The organism is Massilia atriviolacea (genome assembly GCF_003953935.1).
Taxonomy (GTDB): Bacteria; Pseudomonadota; Gammaproteobacteria; order Burkholderiales; family Burkholderiaceae_D; genus Telluria_A; species Telluria_A atriviolacea.
In genome coordinates this window covers 453,220-476,786 of the sequence record NZ_RXLQ01000001.1, presented here as the reverse complement: position 1 = coordinate 476,786, position 23,567 = coordinate 453,220, and the positions used below count along the sequence as shown (strand labels likewise).

The following is a 23,567-nucleotide window of genomic DNA, read 5'->3' as shown; positions in this document are numbered from 1 at the left end:
CGTCCTTTGTGTTCATGAAGGTGATAGCGTATCAGGCCAGACGCTTTGCATCCAGCAACAAAAGCTGCGACCAGACCGTCGCCAGCAGCGCGGCCGGCCAGTCGGCGGTCGGCACCAGGGCGTCATCGTTGGCGCCATCGCGCAGTTCGACCGAGGCCACGCCGACCGGCGTGCCGGGACTGGGAAACGGCGGGCACGCGCCGTTCATGACCCGCACTTCCAGACCGGCCATCCTCAGGGGCCAGGCGTGCCAGCTGATGTCCGTGGAATGCCCTTCGGCGCGCGTTCCCTCGCGATAGCCGGCCTTGCTCAGGATGGCGGCCAGGTGCTCGTACGTCACAGCCAGTCCGGCCGGCGCCTGCAAACGGTCGCTGCTCAATTGCGCCGCCGGCGGCAGGGCGGCCGGTGCGCCGGTCTGGTCGATCAGCGGCGCCAGCCGGTAGTCGGCCAGGTGGGTGCGCCATGCCTCGGCCTCGCCCGGCTGCGCGCCGGCCGGATGCCACAGGGTGACGCGGGCGTCCGCAGCCAGGTCGCATGGTTCGTCATCGGCCCGGATCAGCGAAAAATCCTCGGCGATGCGGAAACTGGCGCCGTCCGCCTGCCAGATCAGGCTGCGGCCGATAATCCGCAGCAAGGCATGTTCACGGAACAGCCGGGTCCAGCGCGGCGCGCTCCATGATTTGCCCGTCATGAGCGCGCACATCATGCGCGGCGCCTGCAGGCGGGCGCTGTGTTTGACTGCCGCAGCGAGCATGGCGAAGCGGCTGCTGTCCGCGTTCGCCGGTAGCGATTTAAGGGACTTGCCCCTGGCGTCGATCAGGCGCAGGCTCAGGTCGTCCTGGAGTGCGATGCGGTAGCTGTGCGCGCCGGCGCTGAGCGTGGCGCCCTCGGCCAGGCCGAAATCCGGGCTCAGCTCGTCGACCAGCTCGCCCACTGTGCAGTTGCGCCGCCGCGCCGCCGCTGCCAGCGTATCGATGGCGGGATTGACGACGGCGTCTTTGAGCTTGCTGGACTCGGCCGCCTCCATCACGCGCAACAGGGCGTAGGGGGAATCGAGCGCGCTCAACTGCGCCATGGCGACCAGCGCGCGCGGGTATCTGGCTTTCTTGCCCCAGGCGACGATGGCTGCGGCGAGCGGATCGACAATCCGGTCGTCGGCGCCGTCCGCCGCCAGCCGCAGCATCCAGCGCAGTCTGGGCTCGCCTTCGCCGGCGGTCCAGGTCCGTACCGCGTGCAGGGCCAGGCGGGCACGGTTGTCGGCGGAAAGTTGAGCCAGCAAGGCCGTGGCCAGCGGCGGCAGCGCATCGTCGCCCGTGGCCGCCAGGTGCAGCGCGGCGCGCGCGGCGTGTTCGGACAGGGGCTGGAACAGCGCCAGCACCTCGGCATGCTCGAACGGCTTGATGGCAGTCGACCAGCGTGTGACGGCGGCGGCCTGCGTTTCCAGCTCCGCCAGCGAGCAAGCGCCAGAGGGGGCCAGCACGGCCGACAGCGAACTCGATGCCGCCGCATCGAAGCCGCCCGAAGCGAGCATCTTTTCCAGCAGCGGCGTGGCGGCGGCCTGGTCCGGGTGGGCCAGCAGGATGTCGCGGCACGCCAGGCGCAGGTTTTTGCTGCGCACCTCAAACCAGCCTGCCGCTTTCATCTCGTCGATAGCGAAGTGCCCGGACGCGGCGACGATGGCATCGCGCACCGCTTTCGAGGTGGTTTTGGCGATCCTTGTTCCCAGTTGCGGCAGGATCGCACGCAGCTGGTCCGGGGACAGCAGCGCGATCAGCAGGTCGAGATGTCCGGGCAAGGCCGTGAGCACGCGTTGCGGTTCGGACGACAGCAGCGCGCGCAGGGTGTCCGGGTGCTCGGCGATACGGCGGCGTGTTTCTGTCATCAGGGGAAACAGCAAGGGCAGCAAGGCAGGATATTGCTTTTCCCATATCAGTCTGGACAGCGCAACGCCGAACGGCGCGCTGTGCTCCTGCAGCAGCGCCGCGAACAGGGCCTCGTCCCGGCGCATCAGCTGGTCGGCCGCGTCCAGGCCATGGTCGTCCGCGATCGCGCCCAGCAAGGTAAGGCCCATGTCCTTGCGCACCGCCGGCGAAGCGCCGGGCCAGCGCCGCAGGATCAGCGCCGGATCGGGGACGTCCTGGTGAAATTTGTCGTACAGGTCGGGATGGTGCGCAAAGAAGTCGTGCCACGGCAGCCAGCGCTGGCCGGCGGGCAGTTCAAGGCTACGGCGCTGGTACTCGTCCAGCGCTTGCTGGCAGAGACACGCGGCCCTGGCGGCAGCGGCGATCAGGTCCGCCGTGCTCGCCAGGCAGGCGACCAGGCTGGCCCCGTCCCGCCGGCGCAGATTGTCGTCAGCAATGCCGTTTTTCCGCCGCAATGCCAGGATCCAGTCGAGCAGAGCCAATGCCTCGTCCAGCGGCATGCCGGGATAGGGAAGCAGATCGGCGATCTGGTCCAGAACGAAGCGGCGTCCCTCGGCGTCACCGCTGCAGCGTTGGCCCAGCGTGCGCATGTCGGCAGAAAAGGCGGCGTTGCGTTGCTTGTGCAAATTCTCCGCTTCGGTGAACAGGACCTGGCGGCCGACGGTCACGCGCGCCATTCTCAGCCACAGCGCATCATCCTGCTGCCAGACCGCGCGCCCGCCGCCGAGACGCCCCAGAGAGCGCAACAGCGCGATATCGCATCCGGCCAGGTAGGCCATGACCTCCGGTTCGCGCCCCGCCCGCAGCCGGGCGGCGATTTCCCGCGCGACCACCCAGGCGCCGTCCACCCCAAAGTCGAACGCCATCGCCGCCAGGGGAATGGGGAAGCAATTGTCGCCATCCATCGCTCAGGCAAGCCGTTTCGCATCGAGTAATTGCAGGTGCGACCACAGCGTCGCCTGCAGCGCTTTGGGCAAGCTGGCCGGCGCCACCCGCTTGTAGCCGCCGCCTGTGGCGAGGACGGTGATCGACTCGACCTCGACGGGCGAACCGAGCATCATGTACGGCGAGCAGTAGCCGTTCGTCAGCCGGACCGACAGTTGCGCCGCCGGCAACAGCCATTCGTGCCACTCGATGGACGGGCCGTCGCCCACCGGACCCTGGCGGTAGCCGCATTTGCTCACGATCGCAGCAAAATGCTCCTGCGCCACTTTCAGGCCGGCCGGGGCCAGCAGGGCTTCCTTCGTCATCGACGCCGCGGGCGGCAGTTCGGACGGGGCGCCGGTCTGGTCGATCATCGGCGTGAGCGCGTAATCGGCAAAATTGCTGCGCCAGGCCGCGATTTCTTCCGTGGACGCGGTCGCCGGATGCCACAGGGTGACCTGCGCATCGGACGGCAGCGTGAATACCTCATCGTTCGCTTGCAGCAGCGAAAAGTCTTCGGCGATACGGAAACTGGCGCCCCCGGTCTGCCAGATCAGGCTGCGGCCCATGATTTTCAGCAGCGCGTGATCGAGGAATAAGTGGGTCCAGCGCGGCGCGCTCCAGCTCTTGGCGGTCACGAACGCGGCCAGCATGCGCGGCGCCTGGAGCTTGGCAACGGCTTTCAGGCTGGCGGACAGGGTCTTGAACTGGCTGGCGGCCGCGTCCCAGGCCTGTGTCAGGCTGTCGTCCTTGTTCGCAGGCAGCGATTTCGACACCTTGCCCTTGGCATCGACCAGGCGCAGGCTCAGGTCGCCCTGCAGCACGACCTGATACGTCTGCGCGCCGACAGTCAGCGCGATACCCTTGCCGAGCCCGAAATCCGGGGTCAGTTCGTCGAGCAGGTCGCCCAGGGTCAGCTTGCGCCGCTTGGCGGCCGCGCGCAGGGCCATCGCGGCCGCATCGAGCACCATGCTCTTGACCTTGCGCGATTCCGAGATCTCCAGCACGCGGGCCAGCGCGTACGGTGAATCGATCAGCGCCAGTTGCTCCACGGCCACGACCGCGCGCTGTTTCTTGATTTTGCCCCAGGCAAACACCGTCGCACTGAGCAGGTCGACGATGCGGTCGTCCGCGCCGCTCGCCGCCAGGCGCAGCATCCAGCGCATTTTCGGCTCGCCGTCGTTGCCGATCCAGGTTTCGGCCAGGCGCTGGGCCAGGCGCGCCCGGTTTTCAGGCGTCAGTTGCGCCAGCAGGTCGAGCGCCAGCGGCGGCAGGGCGTCGGTGGCGGTCGCGGCAAGGTGCAGGGTGGCGCGCGCCGCGTGCTCGGACAGGGGCTGGAACAGGGCCAGGGTGTCGGCATTGTCGAAGGCGGCAATGGCCACCGACATGCGCTTGACGGCGGCCGCCTCGAATTCGACCCGTTCCAGTTCGCTCGCAAACGGGCCCGCTGGCGCTGGTGCGCGGGCTGCGGCGGCGGCCGCTGCGTCAGCGTCGGCTGCGAGCAGGGTGTCGAGCAGGGGTTTGGCGCCCGCCTTGTCGGGATGGGATTGCAAAATGTCCTTGCAGACCTGGCGCAGGTTCTTGCTGCGCACGTCCAGCCAGCCGGCGCCGGCGATATCGTCGATCGTGAGCTTTTTGGCGGCCTTGACCATGGCCGTGCCGAGCGCCTTCGAGCTGCTCTTGGCGAGCACCGTGCCCAGCACCGGCAGCAGCGCGCGCACGAGTTCCGTGGTCAGCAGCGGGATCACTTTTTCCAGGCTGGCGCCCGGCACGCTCAGCAGCAGGTCGGGCTGGCTGGTCAGCATCGCACGCAGCACGTCGCGGTACTCGTCGAGCGAGTAGCGGTCCTGCAGGATCGTCGGCAGCAGCACCGGCAGCAGGCCGGGATATTGCTTTTTCCAGATCAGGGAGGTGATCTTGCCCCGGAACAGGTAGCTATTTTCCACCATCAGGGCGGCAAAAAAGGCTTCATTGTCGGGAATGAGCCGGTCGAGCGCCTCCAGGAAAGCGGCCTGGTCGGCTTTGTCGTCGTTGTCGCGCGCGTTTTCGAGCAGGGTTTCCGCCATCGCCCGCCGCACTTCCGGCGTCGCTTGCGGCCAGCGCCAGACGATCAGGGCCGGATCGCGCATGGTTTCCTGGCGCTTGTCGAAGCAGGCCGGATGCAGGTGAAAGAAATCGTGCCAGGGCAGCCAGCGCGCGTGCCGGGGCAGCTTGTTGCTGCGGTATTTGTGCACCGAGAACGCGGTATCGAAGTAGCGTTCGTTCTGGCCGGCGAGGGCGATCAGGTCGGCCGGATCGGACAGGCACTCCATCAGGCCCTGCAGGTTGTAGTCGTACTGGTCGTCGGCGATGCCGTTCGCCTGGCGCAATTCCTTGTTCCATTCGAGCAACTCCAGAGCCTCGTCGCGCGGCATGCCCTCGTACGGCAGTCGCTCGATGATGCTGTCCAGCACGAAATGCAGGGCATCCTTGTGGCTGCGTCCCCCCTTGCCGGCCTGGGCGTCGGCGATCAGTTGCTTGCCCATCGCCCGCATTTCATGCGACAACGCGGCGTCGCGCTGTTGCAGGTCGCGGTAGGGCTCGGGAAACAGGATATGGCGCGGCGCGGTCAGGCGCGCAAACGCCAGCCACATGGCGGCACTGCGGCGCCAGACGGCAAATTCGGGTTCGACCATCTGCAACTGCTTGAGCGCATAGCGGTCGCAGTGCTTGATGAAGGCGATCACCTCCTGTTCGCGGCCGTTTTCGAAGCGCTGGCTGATTTCCGTGGCCAGCGCATCTTCGCCGTAGGCTTTGATGCCGATCTCATTCAATGGTTTCGCGGAAAGGACGGTGTCGTTCATGGGCTTCTCTTGTCGGTGAAGGGTAAGGATGGATCGATCAGACGCGCCTGGCGTCAAGCGCGTGCAGATGCGACCACAAGGTGGCCAGCAGCGGCACGGGGAGGCTGGCGGGCGCCACCGTCTCGTAGGTCTCGGCATGCCAGACCCGGATCCCGTTGATCTCGATCGGGCTGCCGATTTCCATCATCGGCGAGCAATAGCCATTTTCCAGGTGCACCGACAGCTGGGCCGCCGGCAGATGCCATTCGTGCCAGTCGATGGACGGACCGTCGTTCACCGGCCCCTTGCGGTAGCCGAAGCGGGCCAGGGTCGACGCCAGTTGCTCCTGCGGGACCCTCAGGCCGGCCGGCGCCAGCAGGCACTCGGCGCTCATCGACGCTGCCGGCGGCAAGGCGGTCGGGGCGCCGATCTGGTCGATCAGGGCCACGATCTCGTAGTCGGCGAAATTGCTGCGCCATGCCTCGGCTTCACCGTCGCGCGCGGTGGCCGGATGCCACAGGCTGAGCTGGGCGTCCGGCGCCAGCGTCACCACCTCGTCGTTCGCCTGCAGCAGCGAAAAGTCTTCGGCGATGCGGAAACTGAGCGGATCGGCGCCCTGGGTCTGCCAGATCAGGCTGCGGCCCATGATTCTCAGCACGGCGTGATCGAGGAACAGCTGGGTCCAGCGCGGCGCGCTCCAGGTCTTGGCGGTCACCAGCGCGGCCAGCATGCGCGGTGCTTGCAGCTTGGCAACCGCCTTCAGGGCCGCGCTGACGGTCTTGAACTGGCTGCTGGCCGCATCCCAGGCCGCCGTCAGTGCGGGGTCCTTGTTGGCCGGCAGGGTTTTCGAGACCTTGCCCCTGGCGTCCACCAGGCGCAGGCTCAGGTCGCCCTGCAGGACGAGCTGCCAGGTCTGGGCGCCGACGCAGAGCGCAATGCCCTGGCCGAGGCCGAAATCCGGGGTCAGCTCGTCGAGCAGTTCGCCCAGGGCCAGCTGGCGGCGCGCCGCTGCCGCCTTCAGGGCATGCAGGGCTGTCTCGGGAATCGCGCCCTTGAGCTTTTTCGATTCCGCGATTTCCAGCACCCGCGCCAGCGCGTACAGCGAATCGATCAGCGCCAGTTGCTCGACGGCGATCACGGCGCGCTGCTTGCGCGTCTTCGCCCAGGCATACACGGTCGCGCTGAGCAGGTCGACGATGCGGTCGTCGGCGCCGTTCAGGGCCAGCCGCAGTATCCAGCGCAGCTTGGGATTGCCGTCGTTGCCGATCCACAGTTCCACCAGATAGCGCGCCAGGCGCGCACGCGCCTCGGCCGGCAGTTGCGCCAGCAGGGAGACAGCCAGCGGCGGCAAACCTTCTTCGGCGGTGGCTGCCAGGTGCAGCGCGGCGCGCGCGGCGTGCCCGGACAAGGGCTGGAACAGGGCCAGCGTGTCCGGCGTGTCGAACTGCTTGATGGCGGCCGACCAGCGCTTGATCGAGGCGGCCTGGGTTTCCAGGCGCGCCAGGGCGTCTTCGCCGGTAGCCGGCGCGGCGTCCGGGCTGCCCTGGGCCAGGTGCGCTTGCACCGTGCTGGCCGTGGCGGCATCGAGCTGGCCGCCGGCGAGCATGGCCGCCAGCAGGGGGCTGGCGCTGGCCTGGTCCGGGTGCGCCATCAGCAAATCCTTGCAGGCCAGGCGCAGGTTCTTGTTGCGCACGTCCAGCCAGCCGGCCTGGACGATGTCGGCGATGTCCAGCCGCCTGCCCATCCGGCTCACCGCTTCGCGCAGCGTTTTCGAGGCGCTCTTGCCGATCAGTGTGCCCAGGTCCGGCAGGACGCTGCGCAGGATGTCCTCGCTCAGCAGCGGAATCAGCGCGTCCAGGCTGGCCGGCACCGCGCTCAGCATCAGCTCGGGCCTGCTGGAGAGCGCATCGAGCAGGACCTCGCGGTACTCGCCGATCGAACCGGGATAGGCCATCGTCAAGGGCAGGAGCAGCGTCGACAGCGCCGGGTATTGGCGCGCCCAGATCAGCCGGGCGGCCGCCGGGTTGAAGCGGTAGAACTGCTCCTGCAGCACGGTGCCGAAAAAGTCTTCGTTGGCGCGGATCAGGGGATCGATGGTCTCGCCGATGTAGTCCAGGTCGGCGCCTTCGTGCCAGCGCAGCGCGTGCAGCAGGCTGCCGATCATATTCTTCCGCACTGTGGTCGAGGCGAGGTCCCAGCGCTCCAGGATCAGTGCGGGGTCGGCCAGTGCTTCGTGGTTGAGGTCGATGTATTCCGGGTGGCGCTGGAAAAAATCGTGCCATGCCGCCCAGCGTCCGCGCAAGGGTTTGCCGGATACGCGGTCGCGAAAGACGTACATGGCCGTCTCGAAATAGCGTTCGGCGATGCCGGACAAGGCGATCAGGTCGGCCGTCTCGGTCAGTTGCCGCACCAGCAGGTGGACCTGATTCGGCGTCTGGTCGTCGGCAAAGCCCGCCGCCCGGGACAGCGTCAGGTTCCATTCGAGCACCTCGAATACTTCCTCGCGCGGCATGCCGGGATACGCCAGGCGGTCGACAATGGCGCTCATGACGAACATGATGGCATCGCGCTGAGCGCCGGCGGCGGCCAGCAATTGCTCGCCCAGCGAGCGCATTTCGTGCGAAAAGGCGGCGTCGCGCTGCCTGAGGGCGTGCCCCGGTTCGCGCAGCAGGACGGCGCGCGGCACGGTGATCCGGGCCAGCGCCAGCCAGACGGCCGGATCGGTTTCCCACGCCAGGTCGCCGCTTGCCCGCGACAGCGAATTGAGGACGTATTTGTCGCACTGGCGGAAGTAGTCGAAGGCTTCTTGGGCGCGGCCATCGCGCAGGCGCAGGCTGATTTCGCTTGCCAGGACGGACTCGTCCGCATGGGTGGTGTCGATCTCGGCGAGCGGCGTCGCAGAATAAATGGTGTCGCTCATGGTCATTGGGCTCCCTCGATGGCCTCGGCCATCCGTTTGGTGTCGAGTAATTGTAATTGCGCCCACAGGGTCGCCAGCAGCGGCACCGGCAAGCCGGCCGGCGCTACCAGCGCCTGGCGGCCATCGGTGCTCCAGACTTCGATGCTGTCGATGTCGATGGGGCTGCCGATGTTCATGTACGGCGACATGATGCCGTTCTGCAGGCGCACTTCGAGCTGGGCGGCGGCCAGCGGCCACGCATGCCAGGTGATCCAGGCGCCGTCGCCGGTCGGTCCCTGGCGGTAGCCGCATTTGTTCATGATCGAGGCCAGCTGCTCCTGGGCCACGCGCAGGCCGGCCGGCGCCAGCAGGCGCTCGGCGTTCATCGACGCCGCCGGCGGCAGCGCGGATGGCGCGTTGAGCTGGTCGATCAGCGGGGTCAGTTCATAGTCGGCCAGGTGCGCACGCCAGGCGTCGAGCTCGCCGGCGGCGGCGCTCGCCGGATGCCACAGCGTGACCATGGCGTCGTCCGGCAATGAAAACACGCTGTCGTCGGCCTGCACCAGCGACAGGTCTTCGGCGATGCGGAAGCTGGCCGGCGCCGTTCCCTGGCTCTGCCAGATCAGGCTGCGCCCCAGGATCTTGAGCAAGGCGTGGTCGCGGAACAGGCGCGTCCAGCGCTGCGCGCTCCAGCGTTTGCCGGTGACCAGGGCCACCAGCATGCGCGGCGTCAATTGTTTAGCGACCGTCTTGAGGGCCGCGCCGAGGGTCTTGAAGCGGCTGTTGGCAGCCTCCCAGGCGGGCTTGAGGCTGTCGTCCCGGACCGCCGGCAGGGTTTTCGACAGCTTGCCCCTGGCGTCGACCAGGCGCAGGCTCAGGTCGCCCTGGAGCGCGACCTGGTAGTGCTGGGCGCCGACGCTCAGCGCGACCCCGTCGCCCAGGCCGAAGTCCGGCGTCAGTTCGTCGAGCAGCTCGCCGATGCCCAGCTGGCGCCGTGCCGCCGCCGCGTGCAGGGCCGCCAGCGCGGCCTCGACCACCATCGGCTTGATCTTGCGCGATTCGGCAATTTCCAGCACCCGCGCCAGCGCGTACAGGGAATCGAGTGCCGCCAGCTGATCGATGGCGATGACGGCGCGCTGCTTGCGCGTCTTGCCCCAAGCAAAGACGGCCGCGCTGAGCAGGTCGACGCTGCGGTCGTCGGCGGCGCCCTGCGCCAGGCGCAGCATCCAGCGCAGCTTCGGTTCGCCATTGCTGGCGATCCAGGTTTCCATGGCTTGCCGGGCGAGGCGCGCCCGATTCTCCGGCGGCACCTGGACCAGCAAGTCGACGGCCAGCGGCGGCAGGCCTTCCTCGCCGGTGGCCGCCAGTTGCAGGGTGGCGCGCGCGGCGTGTTCCGACAGCGGCTGGAACAGGGCCAGGGTCTCGGGATGGTCGAGCGGCTTGATGGCGGCCGACCAGCGCTTGATGCCTGCCGCTTCCGCTTCGAGCCGTGCGCGGTCCTCGTCGCAGGCGAGGACTGGCGCCGCCGGGGCCGCAGCCGGCGCGCGCTGCGCCACCGCCGCCGACACCGTGCTGGCCGAGGCCGCGTCCAGCGCGCCGGCGGCCAGCATCCGGGCCAGCAGGGGCGCGGCGCCATCCTGGTCCGGATGGGCCAGCAGGATGTCCTTGCAGGCCAGGCGCAGGTTCTTGCTGCGCACGGCGAGCCAGCCGGCGCCGACGAGATCGGCGATGTCGAGGCGTTTGGCCGCCTCGGCCATGGCGGCGCGCAGCGACTTCGAGCTGCTGCCGCCGATGACGGTGGTCAACACCGGCAGGCCGGCGCGCAAGGTCGCGGCCGGCAGGAGCACGAGCACGCGGTCCAGGCTGGCCGCCGGCACGGTCAGCATCAGCTCCGGCTGCGCGGCCAGCATGGCGCGCAGCGTGTCGGCATGGGATTCGACGCACTCGTTGCGGCCGAAGATCCTCGGGAACAGCTGGGGCAGCAGCAGCGGATACCGCTCTTTCCAGATCAGGCTGGCGAGCCGCTCGTTGAAAACATAGGACTTTGCGCTGAGAAAATCGGCGAAGCCCGCTTCGTCAGCCCGGATGATCCAGTCCAGGGCCTCGACCAAGTAGTCCTCGTCGGCGCCCATGTCGTAGCGCAGCTTGCGCACCACGGTATTGCGCAGTTCGTCGCGCAGTTCGGGCGAGGCATGCGGCCAGCGCCCGACGATCAATGCCGGGTCGCCCACCACCTCGTGGAATGTGTCGAGATAGCCGGGGTGGGCCTGAAAAAACGCGTGCCATGGCAGCCAGTGCTGGCGCGCCTCGCCTTCCCGCAGGCGGCTGCCGTGCTCGCGCAGGGCGAACTCGCACAGGCGCTTGGCCTGGCCGGCCAGCGCGATCAGGTCGGCCGTATCAGGCAGGCAGGCGAGCAGCTGCGGCAGGCCGCAGCTGGCCTCGGCGTCGTCGCGGATGCCGGCCGCGCGCCGCAGGGACAGGGTCCAGTCGACCAGTTCCAGCACTTCGTCGCGCCCGATGCCGGGATAGGGAAGGGTGTGCACCACGCTGTGCAGCACGAAATAGCGGGCCTCGTTGCCGGGCACCGTGGCGGCGTCCGCCAGGTGCCGGTCGGCGATGGCGCGCAGCTCGTGCGAAAAACTGGCGTCGCCGGGCATGATCTCCGGGTCCGGTGCGCGCCACAGGAAGCCGCGCGGCGCCGTTGTCCGCGCCAGCGTGCGCCATAGGGCCGGGTCGCGTTTCCAGATGGGCGCATAGATATAGGGATCGATATGGCGCACCAGCTCGATGTCGCAGCTGCCCAGGAAGTCGAGTACCTCTTGCAGATGGCCGTTTTGCAAGCGTTCGTCGATTGCCGCAGCCAGGGCCGCCTGCTTGTTGGGCAGCGCGCTCAGCGCGGCGAGGGAGCTTGGGGGCGGTGTCTGGTCGTTCATCGCGTCTTGTCGTCTTATACAGTCGTTGGTGGATTAATGCGGCGTGGCGGCGAGCTCCTGGCGCAGCAGGACGGCCGTTTCGCCAGCTTCGAATTGCTTCAGGAATAGCGGAATGGCGAACATGAAGCCGCCCTCGCAGCGGCGCAGCACGTACGCCAGTTGCAAACGGGCCAGGGCCTGGCGCAGCGCTTCCGGTTCGGTGGCGCGGCCGCTGCCGGCGAACAGGTCGGCCAGTGCGGCCAGGCTGGTTTTGCCGTGCAATGCCGTGTGATAGACGGCGATGCGGTCGATGCGGCAGGCTGTTTCGTCATTGCTCAGCCGGCCCCAGCCGGCCAGTGCATCCTGCACCGCGGTCGAGGCCATCGCTTGCGCGGTGTGGCGCGCTTCGATCACGCGTTCGCCGCTGCCGAGCAGTTCCAGGCATTCGTGGCACAGGATTGCCAGCAGGTTGGCGCGCTGGCCGCTGGCCTCGACCAGCTGCTCGACCAGGCGTGGGTTGTCGACGCCGTAGCGCAGGCGCGCCAGCGGCTTGGTCGCCAGCTCGCGGCAGGCCTCGGTTTCCAGGCCGCCGATGGTCAGCACTTCGCCGAAATTGCGCAGCGGCGACTGATAATCGAGCACCGCCGTCGCGTACAGGTCCCAGAAGCCGGCCAGCATGAACCAGCAGCGCCCTTCGTCGCTCAGGGCGCGCAGCGCCGCCAGCTGGCGGTAGCCGTTGCCGGACTCGTCGCGGAAGAACAGGTCGGCTTCGTCGATCATCAGGAACAGGCGCTTGCCGGCGTAGGTGCTTTCGAGGTGGGCGATGATGTCGTCGAGCGTTGTCGCGGCGGGCAGGCCGAACTGCAGGGCCATGCGCGGCGCCAGCCGGTGGTCGCGCAGCGAGAGGTAATGGCAGACGATGTGCGGATGGTCTTGCAGGCGCCGCTGGACCGCCTTGAGCAGGCTGCTCTTGCCCAGCTGGCGTCCGCCTACCACCAGGTAATTGGCCGGCTCGCGCCCGATCACCCGGGCCAGCAGTTGCTCGCGCCCGAAAAAGGCGCCGGCGCTGGTGATGGCGCCCCGTGTCTGGTAGGGCGAAATGCGGGTCACGCGCAGTTGCGCCGCCAGCAGCCGCAGCAGGACATCGGCCGGGTTGCGGCTCAGCAGGCATTCGGACTGGGCCGCGCCATCGATCATGACGAACAGATTGGTGCGGTCCTCGCAGTAGCCCTGCAGGCGCGGCATTGGCGCCTGCGCCGTGTTGGGCGCCAGGACAAGCATCACATCCGAGCCGGTCGGGGCCGCCATCAGGCGGCGGATCAGCTCGTCTTCATCGCAGCCGGTCTCCGGCACAAAGGCCAGGCAGCGGTCCAGCGAGACGGGCAGGGCGTTGGCGAATTGCCATTCGACGACGATGCCCGGCAGGTCCCAGCCGTCGGCCGGCCTGGCGCGCGTGCCGAGCCGCTCGGCCAGGGTGGCCAGGCGCCGGTCGGCGCCGTGGCGGGCATAGGCGACCGCCCGTTGCCATTCCGGCAAGGCGATCTGGGCGGCCTGCAAGACGGCGCGCAGGCGCCCGCTCAGGCGCAGCAGGCGGTCCACCTGCGGCAGCTGCGGGTAGGGCGTGCGGCGCAGGCGACCCGGACGCAGTTGTCCGGGGCCGATCAGGGGATGGCGCAGCACCCAGAAGATGGCGGCGCCGATGAACAGCAGGGCGCACCAGAGCAGCAGGGTGCCGGGCATGCCGGTCTCGCCGGGGGACGCGTCCATGCCTTCGCAGGAGATCGGCATGTACCCGGCCGGCATCGGCGGGGCGCCGTTGCGGCAGCGCCAGTGCATGCTGGCGGGATCGTAGGTGAACAGCAGTTGCGTGCCGGCCAGGATGCCGAGCTCGGCGTCGCGGGAGATAGTCGCTTCCAGCTGCCACGGGCCCGGCGAGCGCACGCCGATGTGGGGGCCGACGCCTTGCGGGCGGTGTTGCTGGATATCGGCCGGCCAAGCGCCGTCGTCGCTTTCGCGCACGGCCTGGGACAGGGCGATGCGCCACAGGTTGATGTCGTTCCAGACGAGGCCGATGTTCTCGGCCGCCATCACACGCGAGCGCGTGAGCGGATTGAGCTTGGGCGTGAGCACGGCGCTGGCCACCAGCAGGGTCAGGCCGCCGATGATGAGGGCGCGCCGCAGCGTGCGCGGTGGCGTCGCCGGGGTGGTCATGCCAGTACCGCCAGTCCGGCGTCGCGGATCGTGTCGCAGCGCCAATGCAGGCGCGCCTCGTCGCCCTGGCCGCGCACGTGCACCAGGTTGCCCCAGAACAGGCGGCGCAGCTCGTCATCCTGCAGGTAGGGACGGGCGCGGCCCAGGTCCGGGGCGTGCAGCAGTTCGCGCAGGCGCTCGCGCGAGGCCGGCGTGGCGGTCAGCGGCAGGAAGGTTTGCCACAGGCGCGCGCTGTTGGCCAGGTGGACGCGCAGGTCCGGCAAGGCGTCGGGCAGGGTGGCGCCGCGTTCGCTCAGCCACTGCATGCCTTCTTCGAACAGGGCCGGGTGGCCGCCGCACAGGTTCGCCAGCGCCGCGACGGCCCCCGGCGCCAGGCCGTGCGCGGGCCAGCGCTGGCCGGCCAGGATGCGCAGGTCGTCGGCGTCGGCATCCGGCCAGTGGGCCACGCGCGCGATATTGAGCAGCGACAGGTCGCCGCTGCGGTATTTGAGGTCGGCCAGCGCTTCGCCGCCGCACAGCAGCAGATGCAGGCGGCCGCTGTACATTTCGCTCAGGCTGCGCAGGATCCCGGCCAGCGCCTCGCGCAAGGCGGGCGTGCCCTGTTCGAAGCGGCTGACCAGGCAAAACACGCGCTCGCCGGCGCCCAGGCGCTGTTCCATGGCGGCCTCGAACTCGTAGTCCGATGCCACGTTGTCGAAGCCGCACTGGCGGCCGATGGCGGCAAAATACTCGCCGCTGTTGGCGCTGACGCTGTACGGCGGCTGGATGTGCAGGGTGGCGCCGGCCCCGTACTGGGCGCGCGCGCGGGCCAGCAGTTCGTGCCGGAACGGCGGCTGGCCCCAGTGCGCCTGCGACAGCAGCAAGGTGATCGGGTAGGGCGTCGATTGCGCCAATTGCATGAACAATTGCTCGATGAAGGCGGCGAACGGGGTTTCGCCGTCGCCCGCGCCGTCGCCTTGCAGGGGAAATTCGGGTTCCAGGCCGGCGGCGGCGAAGAACTGGTTGGTTTCGGTTTCGGTCAGCCGCAGATAGCGCGCGCAGGCGTGCAGGCGGTCGCGCGACTTGGGGCTGGGCAGCGACGAGCCGTTGCGCCAGTTATTCACCGATTCGCGCGAGAGGCCGATTTCGGTCGCCACGCCGGACGCGCTGGCCCGGATGCGGCGCATGTGTTGGGACAGCAGCAGGGAAAAAGCGTCGTTCGGCATCGCAGGTGGTCGTTACCCCGCTGAGCCAGGTGGGGATGTTCTTGTTCAGGCGTGATGAAAGCGATGCCGGCCAATGCATGCTGAATGGAATTGTAGCATTGTGGAAACTTGCCGGAGACTACACATTTGTCTGGCGGCCGTCGCGCGCTTGACGGCGTGTCAAGCGCGCGACGGCCGCGATCGTCTAACGAGGGGCGGGCGATGCCTGGGACGCCTGGTCTGCCTGCCTGGTCAACATGTCATCGGGAAACGTAATGTGAAAGCCTGCCACGATCTTGTCCATATTGCCCTCCTTGGGCCATCCGGAAAATTGCGACTCCAGCCTGCCGTCCCGAAAGAACAGGAACACGGGCGAGACCCAGTGGGACACTTCGGGCCATTCGTCCCGATCGTGCGTGAGCGTGAACGGGAGGGAAGGATGCGCCTGGTTCCATGCCGCATAGTGCGCGTAGTCGAAGCTGAAATCGTTCATCGCCATCACCGTGATCCTGCTCGCCAGCAGCGGCGCGAGCGTGGGATTGTCCTCGATGGCGGTCAGCGCCGCCCGGGCGAAATGGCAATAAGGCGACGCAATCATCACCAGGTGGCGGCCCTTGTCCAGATTGAGCTCGCGTCGCGTCAGGCCACCTTGTCCCTGAAAGATCCAGGCGGTTCGCTTTACCAGCGGGCCGGAGCGGACTTGCGCGACGATGGGGCGGTACTGTGGGATATCCCGGCCATGGCGCTCGGCGAACGCATTCGCCTTGTTGAATTCACGCAGCGCAAAATACGCCTGCATCAGTTTTTTGTGGTGCTCGGGCGTCGCTTTCCCGGCGAGGTTCAAGCGTTCCACGATCTGCTCGAACAGCGGCAGCCTGGCCTTATCCAGGGTATAAAACATGAGGTATTGGGTGGCCTCGAAATGGGCATCGAGCTCCTCGTCGGGGATGGCCGACGGATCCGCCGCAAAACTGGCGCTGTATGCGGCGTCGATGATAGCGGCCTTTTCCCTGGTCGGTTTGCCGCTGCTGGCGACGGTGTCGGTTTTGGCGATAAACCTCTCGAGCCGGTGAGAAACGTCGGTGCCCGCAAAACAGATGGAAGCATGCCCGAGCAGGGCCATTCCGAAGAAGGTATTGAAGAATATGAGTTTCAGCATGAAGTTACCTTTAAGGAGATCGATGGAAAGGTGGGGTGCTAGTTGAATGGCGAGGCGAATATCGACAGCCGGTGCTGGTCGCCGGCAACGCTGCAGCGCTTGAGCAAGGAGTGCGCATCGTTCAGTTCGGAAGCGGACAGGTGGGAGCGCAGATAGGCGAGGCGCTCGCGCTGTCCGGCGCTTCCCGAGCGGGCCCATGCATGCGTGATCGCATACGCGCTCGCCGCATCTTTGCGGCCGAAGGCGCCAGTCAGGTAGCTGTGCGCAAGCCAGGCCATGGCGCTTTCCGATCCGGAGCGGGCTGCGTCCAGACCGTAACGTTCGGCAAGCGTTCTCAATTCGGAAATGGCTTGTGTGGACGAATCGCCGGCAATCGCCATGACCGACGCCACGGTGGGCGCGTTTTTCGAAATCAGGATCCTGGCGGGCGCGGAACCCGCATCGGCTGCCCGCAGGAGGATGCCGATCGGATTGCGCAGCACGGCATCGGGCAGTTGCGCGCATTCGCGAGCGGAAAAATCGTCGACATCGGCTGCCTCGAATTCCATGTTATCCACATATCGAGTTGCTTCTGAGCATGGCCGCAGGCGCTGAAACAGCAGCAGGGCCGCCGCCGTGTTGCCTTGTTGAGATAATTGGAGCAGCGTCGGGACATCGTACTGTTTCGCGATAAGCGCTTGCATTCCGGCCAGCACGCGTGACTCCTGCTCGGGCGCCATAGCGACCGTCGCGCCGAACATGGGCGGGCACATGGCGGCGGCGACGGTCACGGAAGCGGGCGCTGCCGGCCGGCCATCGCCGTTGCCGTGATCCGGATGCGGCGCGGGCGCGCCGGCATGCGAAGCCGGCCGCTGCGAATAGGTCGTGCGCACGCCCTTATCGGCATGCGAGAAAATCATCGAGGTAGTCAATAGCCCCGCCGCCACGCAGGCGAGCGCAATTATTCTTCGTTTCATCATGTGCCAATGCATTGATGTGCCAATGCGATAAGCCCTTGTCCGGATAGGACTCCATCCCGGGTGTTGTAGATAGTCCCGCTCGATCAATCGAGCGGATCAGCACTTCGCTTTGCAGATCCAGTTATTGTGCGGCGAGCAGGTGCTGCCTGTTACCGCGCATTCCATGTGGTAAATGTCCCCATTTGGCAAAGGCACCGGATGTATGCTGCCCGGAACCGGGTCCGGGCTGGGCGGAATCGGTATCGGAATTTTCGGCTCCGGATGGGGGTGGAACGGTTCGTCCCAAATGCCGTCGCCGGGATCGCAGTTTCCCGGGGAGAATTGCGGCCGTTCGGGATCGGCGTCGAAACAAAAACCCTTGTCGGCGCGTGGACGGGCCTGGGCCGGACGCTTTTGCGCAGCGATGATGCGCGCCGAACTCTCGGAGCCGAACAAGGCGAGAATCTTGGCGATCTGCGCCTCGGAGAGCTCCCGTTGCAGGTCGGTCGTATTAAAACCGGTCAGGCCTTTGGCATTGAATGTCACGCTGGCGATAAAACGTTCCCTTGCGTTTGGTGAAAGCAGGTAAAGCGCATTCGATTTTGGCGGCACCATATGAAGATAGCGTTCCAGGTCGGCCCGGGATTTAATTGGCGCTACCTCCTGGGATAATCGCTCGCGCGCGAGCAGCGCGCTTTTTTCGGCTTCTGTCAAGGAATGCTGCTGCGTCGGGTGGGCATATGCCGCAGCAGAAATACCGAGCGCCATTGCGATCCATCCCGCCAGTAAATATTGTGGTTTCATAATATCAGTCCTTCCATTGTTGGGGCTGATAAGGTTGTTTGCCTCGATCAGTCCTTGGGCGAAACGATCAATGCTACTGACGGAAATGGCGCCTGTCCACGATGGCGCGTTACGCGTATGCGTGAATACTACGTTGTCGATTCGTGCGAATCTGATGATGGCGCAAATGGCGTGAGGATTATCTGGAGTTAATTGTTACGTTGAAATTATGATGCGCAGAAGGGTATGGCGCGCATTGCTTGATGGATAAGGCGCAAGGCCTGATGCAATCATGTTTTGTATTCGGGTATTCTTCCCGATTGGGAATTGATACGATGAAAAATATAATCCGGCCTGAACTGTGATTCGACAAGCCGGAGTGTGCTCAAGCGTACGCGCGCGGGCCGGACGCCCCGATCGTCAATCCCAGTCCGGCGCCAGCCCGGCGGGATCGACCTGGCGGCCATTGCGCTCCAGCGCGGCGATATGGGCCATGTCGTCGGCGCTCAAGCGCAATGCCTGTGCCTGCAAATTACTGGCGAGATTCTCCCGCTTGGTCGACGAGGGAATCACGGCGTAGCCGAGTTGCAGCGCCCAGGCCAGCGCCACCTGAGCGGGCGTCGCCTGATGACGAGCCGCAATCTCGCCGAGCACCGGGTCGCCCAGCACCTTGCCGTAGGCAAGCGTCATGTAGGACGTCACGGGAATGCCCTGTTCCTGCAGGTAGGCGACGAGCTTGCGGTTTTGCAGGTAGGGACTCAGTTCGATCTGGTTGGTGGCGATGGCGTCCTTGCCGACGGCGCCGATGGCCTGCGCGGTGTTGGCAATATTGAAGTTCGACACGCCGATCCGGCGCGTCAGTCCTTGCTGCATGGCGCGCGCCAGGTTGCTCACGGCCGCCTCGAGCGGCACGCCCTTGCCGGGGGCGGGCCAGTGGATCAGGGTCAGGTCGACCTGGTCGAGGCGCAGCTTGTCGAGGCTCTGGCGCAGGCTCGGCATCAGCTTGTCCTCGCTATAGTTGTCGACCCAGATCTTGGTGGTGACGAACAGTTGGTCGCGCGCAATGCCGGATTCGGCGATGGCCTGGCCAAGCTCGGCCTCGTTGCCATAGATTTGCGCGGTATCGATGGCGCGGTAGCCGAGTTCGAGTGCGTTGCGGACCGCATCGATCACGACCTGCCCCTGCAGTCGAAAAGTTCCTGCGCCAAAGGTTGGAATGCCCATGTGAAGTTCCTGGATGATGTTGGAATCGATCCAGTATGAGGCGAGGCCTGCCCCTTAAAAAGGCGTGATTACGCAAAACATCTTTGCCACCACGTCAAGAATGAGCGCGCAGCGGCGGATCGCGCCGCCGTCCAGGGGCAGGCTCGACGCTACGTTCGCGCGCGGTGCGTCATGCCCATCGGAGCACCTGCCAGAGAAGAAAAAGATAGGCCAGCAGTGCGAACGGGGCGCGCGATCCGGCGGCCTCGGCGACACGGATGCCGAGCAGTACGAGGACTAGCGCCATGGCCGCCCAGAGTGCCACCGTAAAATAGTCGGAGGCGACCGTCAGCCAGTTCGGCTGACGCTTCTCATTCCTGCCGCTCAAGGCGGCGCCGGGCGTGGGAATGATAAATTCGCTGATCCCGTCGCGTTCTTCGGTAAACGCGCCATGTCCTCCGGTGAGGAACTTGAAATTCTCGATGTGGCCGCTGGTCGCCGCGTGGTCGGCCGCGTTGAAGCCGTTATAACCAGCGCTGCCGATCTCGTCGCCGAAGAGGAGCCTGGGGCGGTTTTCGAAGAACCTCGGGAGCAGCGCCACGACGAGGTCGTCCTTCGCCACGTAGTTCCTCACCTTCTTGACCTGGCCGTTTTCAAAGTGGGGCGCCCAGGCATAATCTCTCGGCGCCACGCTGCCTGCCAGGACCGCGCGGTCGACGTTGAGCGAGCGGTAGTCTTTCAGTGCCCGCGTGAACAGATAGGTGCCGTTGCTATGCCCGATAAAGTCGATTTCCTTGGTTTTGGGATACCTGGCGACGGCTTCTGTATATTCGTCCATGAACCAGCGCACATAGTAGTCTCGTTCCATTTTCATCAGGAATTGACCCATGCCGAAATAGCCGTAGCGCATCGACTCGACCATCAGTTTTCCTTTGCCGTTCATCACCACATCGTGGCGTTTGCGCAGGTCGCTTTCGAGCGTGGACGACCAGCGCCCCAGGTCGCGGATGCCGTGCAGGATGAAGACGAGTTTCGTCACCGCCGGATCGCTGGGCGAAGGCAGGACCTCGGACTGGCCACGGATGTCGCTGAAACAGGCAGTCGCGGCCAGCATGACTTTGGCCAGGCGATATTGGCCGATATTGTGATCGCTGGTGTCGTCATACGAGAGAATCTCCCTGTGGTTGGTGCCGCGCACCCTCAACCACGCGAAGTCGCCCTGGGGCGCGGCGGCCAGGTCTTCATTGTCTCCCGCGCTGACAATTTCGTCGATATCTCCCAGCAGTTGCACGACCTCCGGGTGCTCGACACCGGTTTGCCTGAAGTGACGCATCCAGTCGAGGCGCAGGTCCGCAACGAAGGGGGTGCCGGTTTGCATGGACATGATCAAGGAGGCGCTGCGGGTGAGGTTGGCCAGCCAGGCGCCGACCGCATACATGGTGTGCGTATGCCATCGCATGTCCGATGGTCGCGGCCCCGACAGGGACCAGCCGCGGTTCATGCCGGCAAGAAGCACAAAGCGGGTCACGATCGTCGACCATGGCTTCCCGGTCCTGGCCGCTTCAAGAAATGCGCGCCGGGCAAGCAGGGCGCCCATGCTAAAGCCGACGATAACGATTTTTTGATAGTTCTTTCCTTGCGACTGGGCCTGGACCAGGGTGCTGATCTGGGCGGAGACATCGTCTGGACGGGCATTCGACCAAGCCGGGAAGTCCAGCAGCAAGACATCGCCGAATGACAGGAGTTGGTCGCGCAAGGGGTGCATCCTGCCCGCACCGCTCAGGCCGTGTACCACGACGAACAAGGTGGTGGAATTGCTGCCGTCAGCGTAATGCGGCTCGACTTGCCGTATCGACGGCCGGCAGCTGGCCGGCAGCAGTCCGTAGAGAGCGCAGAGAGCGAGGGTGATCAGCAGGATCTGGGGCGCTTTTGCGGAAATGTTCATTAACATTTGCATACGACGTGCCTTTCATTCAGTGCAGCGGGGTGTAGGAGGCTAGGAAATAGTCGTGAGTGGATGACAAGAGAAAGGTAGAGATGGCAAGTGTAGATCTTGTATTTACAAAAATACTATTCAATTGTCACGATGCAAACCGAAAGCGGGCGTGTCCGTCGGCCGCTATGCCCTGGGGGCAAAAACGACGATAATGCTGACTCGCTCAATCTGAACACTTTTTTAGAATTCCCCCATGGAAATTAAGGTCAACTTTCTCGATAAGCTTCGTCTCGAAGCCAAGTTCGATGATTTCACAGTGGTCGCCGACCAGCCTGTCCGCTACAAGGGCGACGGTTCCGCGCCCGGTCCGTTCGATTACTTCCTGGCCTCATCGGCTTTGTGCGCCGCTTATTTTGTGAAGTTGTATTGCGTAACTCGCAATATTCCCACCGAAAATATCCGTCTGTCGCAGAATAATATTGTCGATCCGGAAAACCGCTACCAGCAGATTTTCAAGATCGACGTCGAGCTGCCGGCCGATATTTCCGATAAAGACCGCCAGGGCATTCTTCGCTCGATCGAGCGTTGTACGGTCAAAAAAGTGGTGCAGGCCGGGCCCGAGTTCGTGATCAACGAGGTCGAGAATCTGGATGCGGACGCGCAGGCGCTGCTGACGCTGACACCAGGGGCCGACACGAGCACCTACATTACGGGCAAGGATCTGCCGCTGGAGCAAACCATCGCCAATATGTCGGGCGTGCTGGCCGGCCTGGGCATGAAGATCGAGATCGCTTCGTGGCGCAATATCGTTCCCAATGTGTGGTCGCTGCATATCCGCGATGCGCATTCGCCGATGTGTTTTACCAATGGCAAGGGGGCGACCAAGGAAAGCGCGCTGGCGTCGGCCTTGGGGGAGTTTATCGAGCGACTCAATTTCAACCATTTCTACGGCGGTACGTTCTGGGGCGACGACATCGCCAATGCGCCGTTTGTGCATTTCCCTGACGAGCGCTGGTTCAAGCCTGGGCGCAAGGATGCGCTGCCCGCCGGGATTCTGGACGAGTACTGCCTGGAAATTTACAACCCCGACGACGAGCTGCTTGGCTCGCATCTGATCGACACCAATTCCGGCAATGCGGAACGCGGTATCTGCGCGCTGCCGTTCGTACGCAAGTCGGACGGCGCGGTGGTGTATTTCCCGTCCAACCTGGTCGAGAACCTCTACGTCAGCAACGGCATGAGCGCCGGTAACACGCTGGCCGAAGCCCAGGTGCAATGCCTGTCGGAGATTTTCGAAAGGGCGGTCAAACGCGAGATTATCGAAGGGGAAATCGCCTTGCCCGACGTGCCGCAGGAGGTGCTGGCGAAATACCCCGGCATCCTGGCCGGCATCCAGGGATTGGAAGAGCAGGGCTTTCCGGTGCTGGTGAAGGATGCATCGCTCGGTGGCGTCTACCCGGTAATGTGTGTGACCCTGATGAATCCCAAGACGGGCGGGGTGTTTGCCTCGTTCGGCGCGCATCCGAGCCTGGAGGTCGCGCTGGAACGTAGTCTGACGGAATTGCTGCAGGGCCGCAGCTTTGAAGGTCTGAACGATTTACCTCGTCCTACGTTTGTCAGTAACGCCGTCACTGAGCCGAATAATTTTGTCGAACACTTCATCGATTCCAGCGGAATCGTCTCGTGGCGCTTTTTCAGCGCCAAAGCCGACCATGCATTTGTCGAATGGGATTTCAGCAGCCAGGGCGCGAACGCCAATGCCGAGGAAGCCGCGACCTTGTTCGGTATTCTTGAAGGCATGGGCAAAGAGGTGTACATGGCGGTATACGAGAATCTTGGCGCCGCTGCCTGCCGTATCCTGGTGCCGGGGTACTCCGAAGTCTATCCGGTCGACGATCTGGTCTGGGATAACACCAACAAGGCGCTGTTGTTCCGCGCCGATATCCTGAACCTGCATCGCCTGGACGACGCCAGCCTGGAAGCGCTGCTCGACCGCCTGGAAAACAGCGAGCTGGACGAGTACGCCGACATCGCCACGTTGATCGGGATCGAATTCGATGAAAATACGGTCTGGGGACAGCTGACCACGCTGGAATTGAAGCTGCTGATCCATCTGGCCTTGAAGCAGTTCGACGAGGCCAAAGAGCTGGTGGAAGCCTTCCTGCAGTACAACGACAACACGGTCGAGCGCGGATTGTTTTACCAGGCATTGAATGTCGTGCTGGAGGTGGAGCTGGACGACGAGCTGGAACTGGACGATTACGTGGTCAATTTCCGCCGGATGTTCGGCGACGCGCGCATGGATGCCGTCATCGGGTCGGTGGATGGCAGTGTGCGCTTCTACGGCTTGACGCCGACCAGCATGAGACTGGAGGGACTCGACCGGCATGCGCGCCTGATCGACAGCTACAAGAAAGTGCACAGCGCGCGGGCCAAGGCTGCGGCGAAGTCCAGCTAGGTAAAGTGTTGGCGCTCTGTCGATTCCTCGACGGGCGCCACGCGTTCAGTCGACAGAACCGCTTTCATGTCAATCCGAAAAGGGCCGGGAGAAAAAATTCCGGCCTTTTGATTTCCCATCGATAAAAGCAGCTCCACCTATATTTTTACGACGATTTTGCGCCATACAGCCTGACTAGCTTAACTTCGCATAATCTATATTATGTTAAATAAAAGG

The 23,567-nt window shown here is 65.2% G+C and carries 12 protein-coding genes; 1 reads left to right on the top strand and 11 read right to left on the bottom strand.

Translation table 11 applies throughout. The annotated features are described in order from the left end of the window. Positions 1–31 precede the first annotated feature (31 nt). The 11 genes from EJB06_RS01965 to EJB06_RS01915 all read right to left on the bottom strand — a co-directional run bounded on the left by EJB06_RS01965 (position 32) and on the right by EJB06_RS01915 (position 20,902). Positions 32–2,827 (bottom strand): DUF4132 domain-containing protein, encoded by a 2,796-nt coding sequence (locus EJB06_RS01965; RefSeq protein ID WP_126072310.1) that lies wholly within the window; start codon positions 2,825–2,827, stop codon positions 32–34. Between the two features lie 3 nt (positions 2,828–2,830). After that, a complete protein-coding gene (locus EJB06_RS01960) occupies positions 2,831–5,689 on the bottom strand; it encodes a DUF4132 domain-containing protein (RefSeq protein WP_126072309.1) in 2,859 nt (952 codons plus the stop codon). A 37-nt stretch (positions 5,690–5,726) separates the two neighbouring features. Further along, a complete protein-coding gene (locus EJB06_RS01955; RefSeq protein WP_164557779.1) occupies positions 5,727–8,588 on the bottom strand; it encodes a DUF4132 domain-containing protein in 2,862 nt (953 codons plus the stop codon). A gap of 2 nt (positions 8,589–8,590) precedes the next feature. After that, positions 8,591–11,500: a DUF4132 domain-containing protein gene (locus EJB06_RS01950; RefSeq protein WP_126072307.1), complete on the bottom strand. Its 2,910-nt coding sequence runs from the start codon at positions 11,498–11,500 to the stop codon at positions 8,591–8,593. 33 nt (positions 11,501–11,533) lie between these two features. Further along, positions 11,534–13,690 carry an ATP-binding protein gene (locus EJB06_RS01945; RefSeq protein WP_126072306.1) on the bottom strand — a complete coding sequence of 719 codons (2,157 nt, stop codon included), beginning with the start codon at positions 13,688–13,690 and terminating at the stop codon, positions 11,534–11,536. Further along, complete coding sequence (locus EJB06_RS01940; RefSeq protein WP_126072305.1) at positions 13,687–14,895, bottom strand: hypothetical protein; 1,209 nt, start codon at positions 14,893–14,895, stop codon at positions 13,687–13,689. The genes EJB06_RS01945 and EJB06_RS01940 overlap by 4 nt, the downstream gene beginning before the upstream one ends. Positions 14,896–15,079: 184 nt before the next feature. Further along, complete coding sequence (locus EJB06_RS01935) at positions 15,080–16,033, bottom strand: hypothetical protein (RefSeq protein WP_126072304.1); 954 nt, start codon at positions 16,031–16,033, stop codon at positions 15,080–15,082. A 38-nt stretch (positions 16,034–16,071) separates the two neighbouring features. After that, positions 16,072–16,992 carry a hypothetical protein gene (locus tag EJB06_RS01930; RefSeq protein WP_126072303.1) on the bottom strand — a complete coding sequence of 307 codons (921 nt, stop codon included), beginning with the start codon at positions 16,990–16,992 and terminating at the stop codon, positions 16,072–16,074. Positions 16,993–17,088: 96 nt separating this feature from the next. Further along, the gene (locus tag EJB06_RS01925; RefSeq protein WP_126072302.1) at positions 17,089–17,775 is read right to left on the bottom strand and encodes a hypothetical protein; all 687 of its coding nucleotides are present in this window, start codon (positions 17,773–17,775) and stop codon (positions 17,089–17,091) included. Between the two features lie 399 nt (positions 17,776–18,174). Beyond that, on the bottom strand, positions 18,175–18,978 hold the full coding sequence (dkgB, locus tag EJB06_RS01920; protein ID WP_126072301.1) for a 2,5-didehydrogluconate reductase DkgB: 804 nt from the start codon (positions 18,976–18,978) through the stop codon (positions 18,175–18,177). Positions 18,979–19,147: 169 nt separating this feature from the next. After that, a complete protein-coding gene (locus tag EJB06_RS01915) occupies positions 19,148–20,902 on the bottom strand; it encodes an alpha/beta hydrolase (RefSeq protein ID WP_164557778.1) in 1,755 nt (584 codons plus the stop codon). Between the two features lie 244 nt (positions 20,903–21,146). Between EJB06_RS01915 and EJB06_RS01910 the strand changes: the two genes are divergently transcribed. Then, the gene (locus tag EJB06_RS01910; RefSeq protein ID WP_126072299.1) at positions 21,147–23,351 is read left to right on the top strand and encodes an OsmC domain/YcaO domain-containing protein; all 2,205 of its coding nucleotides are present in this window, start codon (positions 21,147–21,149) and stop codon (positions 23,349–23,351) included. The last annotated feature ends 216 nt before the right edge of the window (positions 23,352–23,567 follow it).

Coding starts and splice junctions, on each gene's coding strand:
- EJB06_RS01965 (WP_126072310.1), bottom strand. CDS start 2,827: ATGGATGGCGACAATTGCTTCCCCATTCCCCTGGCGGCGATGGCGTTC.
- EJB06_RS01960 (WP_126072309.1), bottom strand. CDS start 5,689: ATGAACGACACCGTCCTTTCCGCGAAACCATTGAATGAGATCGGCATC.
- EJB06_RS01955 (WP_164557779.1), bottom strand. CDS start 8,588: ATGAGCGACACCATTTATTCTGCGACGCCGCTCGCCGAGATCGACACC.
- EJB06_RS01950 (WP_126072307.1), bottom strand. CDS start 11,500: ATGAACGACCAGACACCGCCCCCAAGCTCCCTCGCCGCGCTGAGCGCG.
- EJB06_RS01945 (WP_126072306.1), bottom strand. CDS start 13,690: ATGACCACCCCGGCGACGCCACCGCGCACGCTGCGGCGCGCCCTCATC.
- EJB06_RS01940 (WP_126072305.1), bottom strand. CDS start 14,895: ATGCCGAACGACGCTTTTTCCCTGCTGCTGTCCCAACACATGCGCCGC.
- EJB06_RS01935 (WP_126072304.1), bottom strand. CDS start 16,033: ATGCTGAAACTCATATTCTTCAATACCTTCTTCGGAATGGCCCTGCTC.
- EJB06_RS01930 (WP_126072303.1), bottom strand. CDS start 16,992: ATGATGAAACGAAGAATAATTGCGCTCGCCTGCGTGGCGGCGGGGCTA.
- EJB06_RS01925 (WP_126072302.1), bottom strand. CDS start 17,775: ATGAAACCACAATATTTACTGGCGGGATGGATCGCAATGGCGCTCGGT.
- dkgB (WP_126072301.1), bottom strand. CDS start 18,978: ATGGGCATTCCAACCTTTGGCGCAGGAACTTTTCGACTGCAGGGGCAG.
- EJB06_RS01915 (WP_164557778.1), bottom strand. CDS start 20,902: ATGAACATTTCCGCAAAAGCGCCCCAGATCCTGCTGATCACCCTCGCT.
- EJB06_RS01910 (WP_126072299.1), top strand. CDS start 21,147: ATGGAAATTAAGGTCAACTTTCTCGATAAGCTTCGTCTCGAAGCCAAG.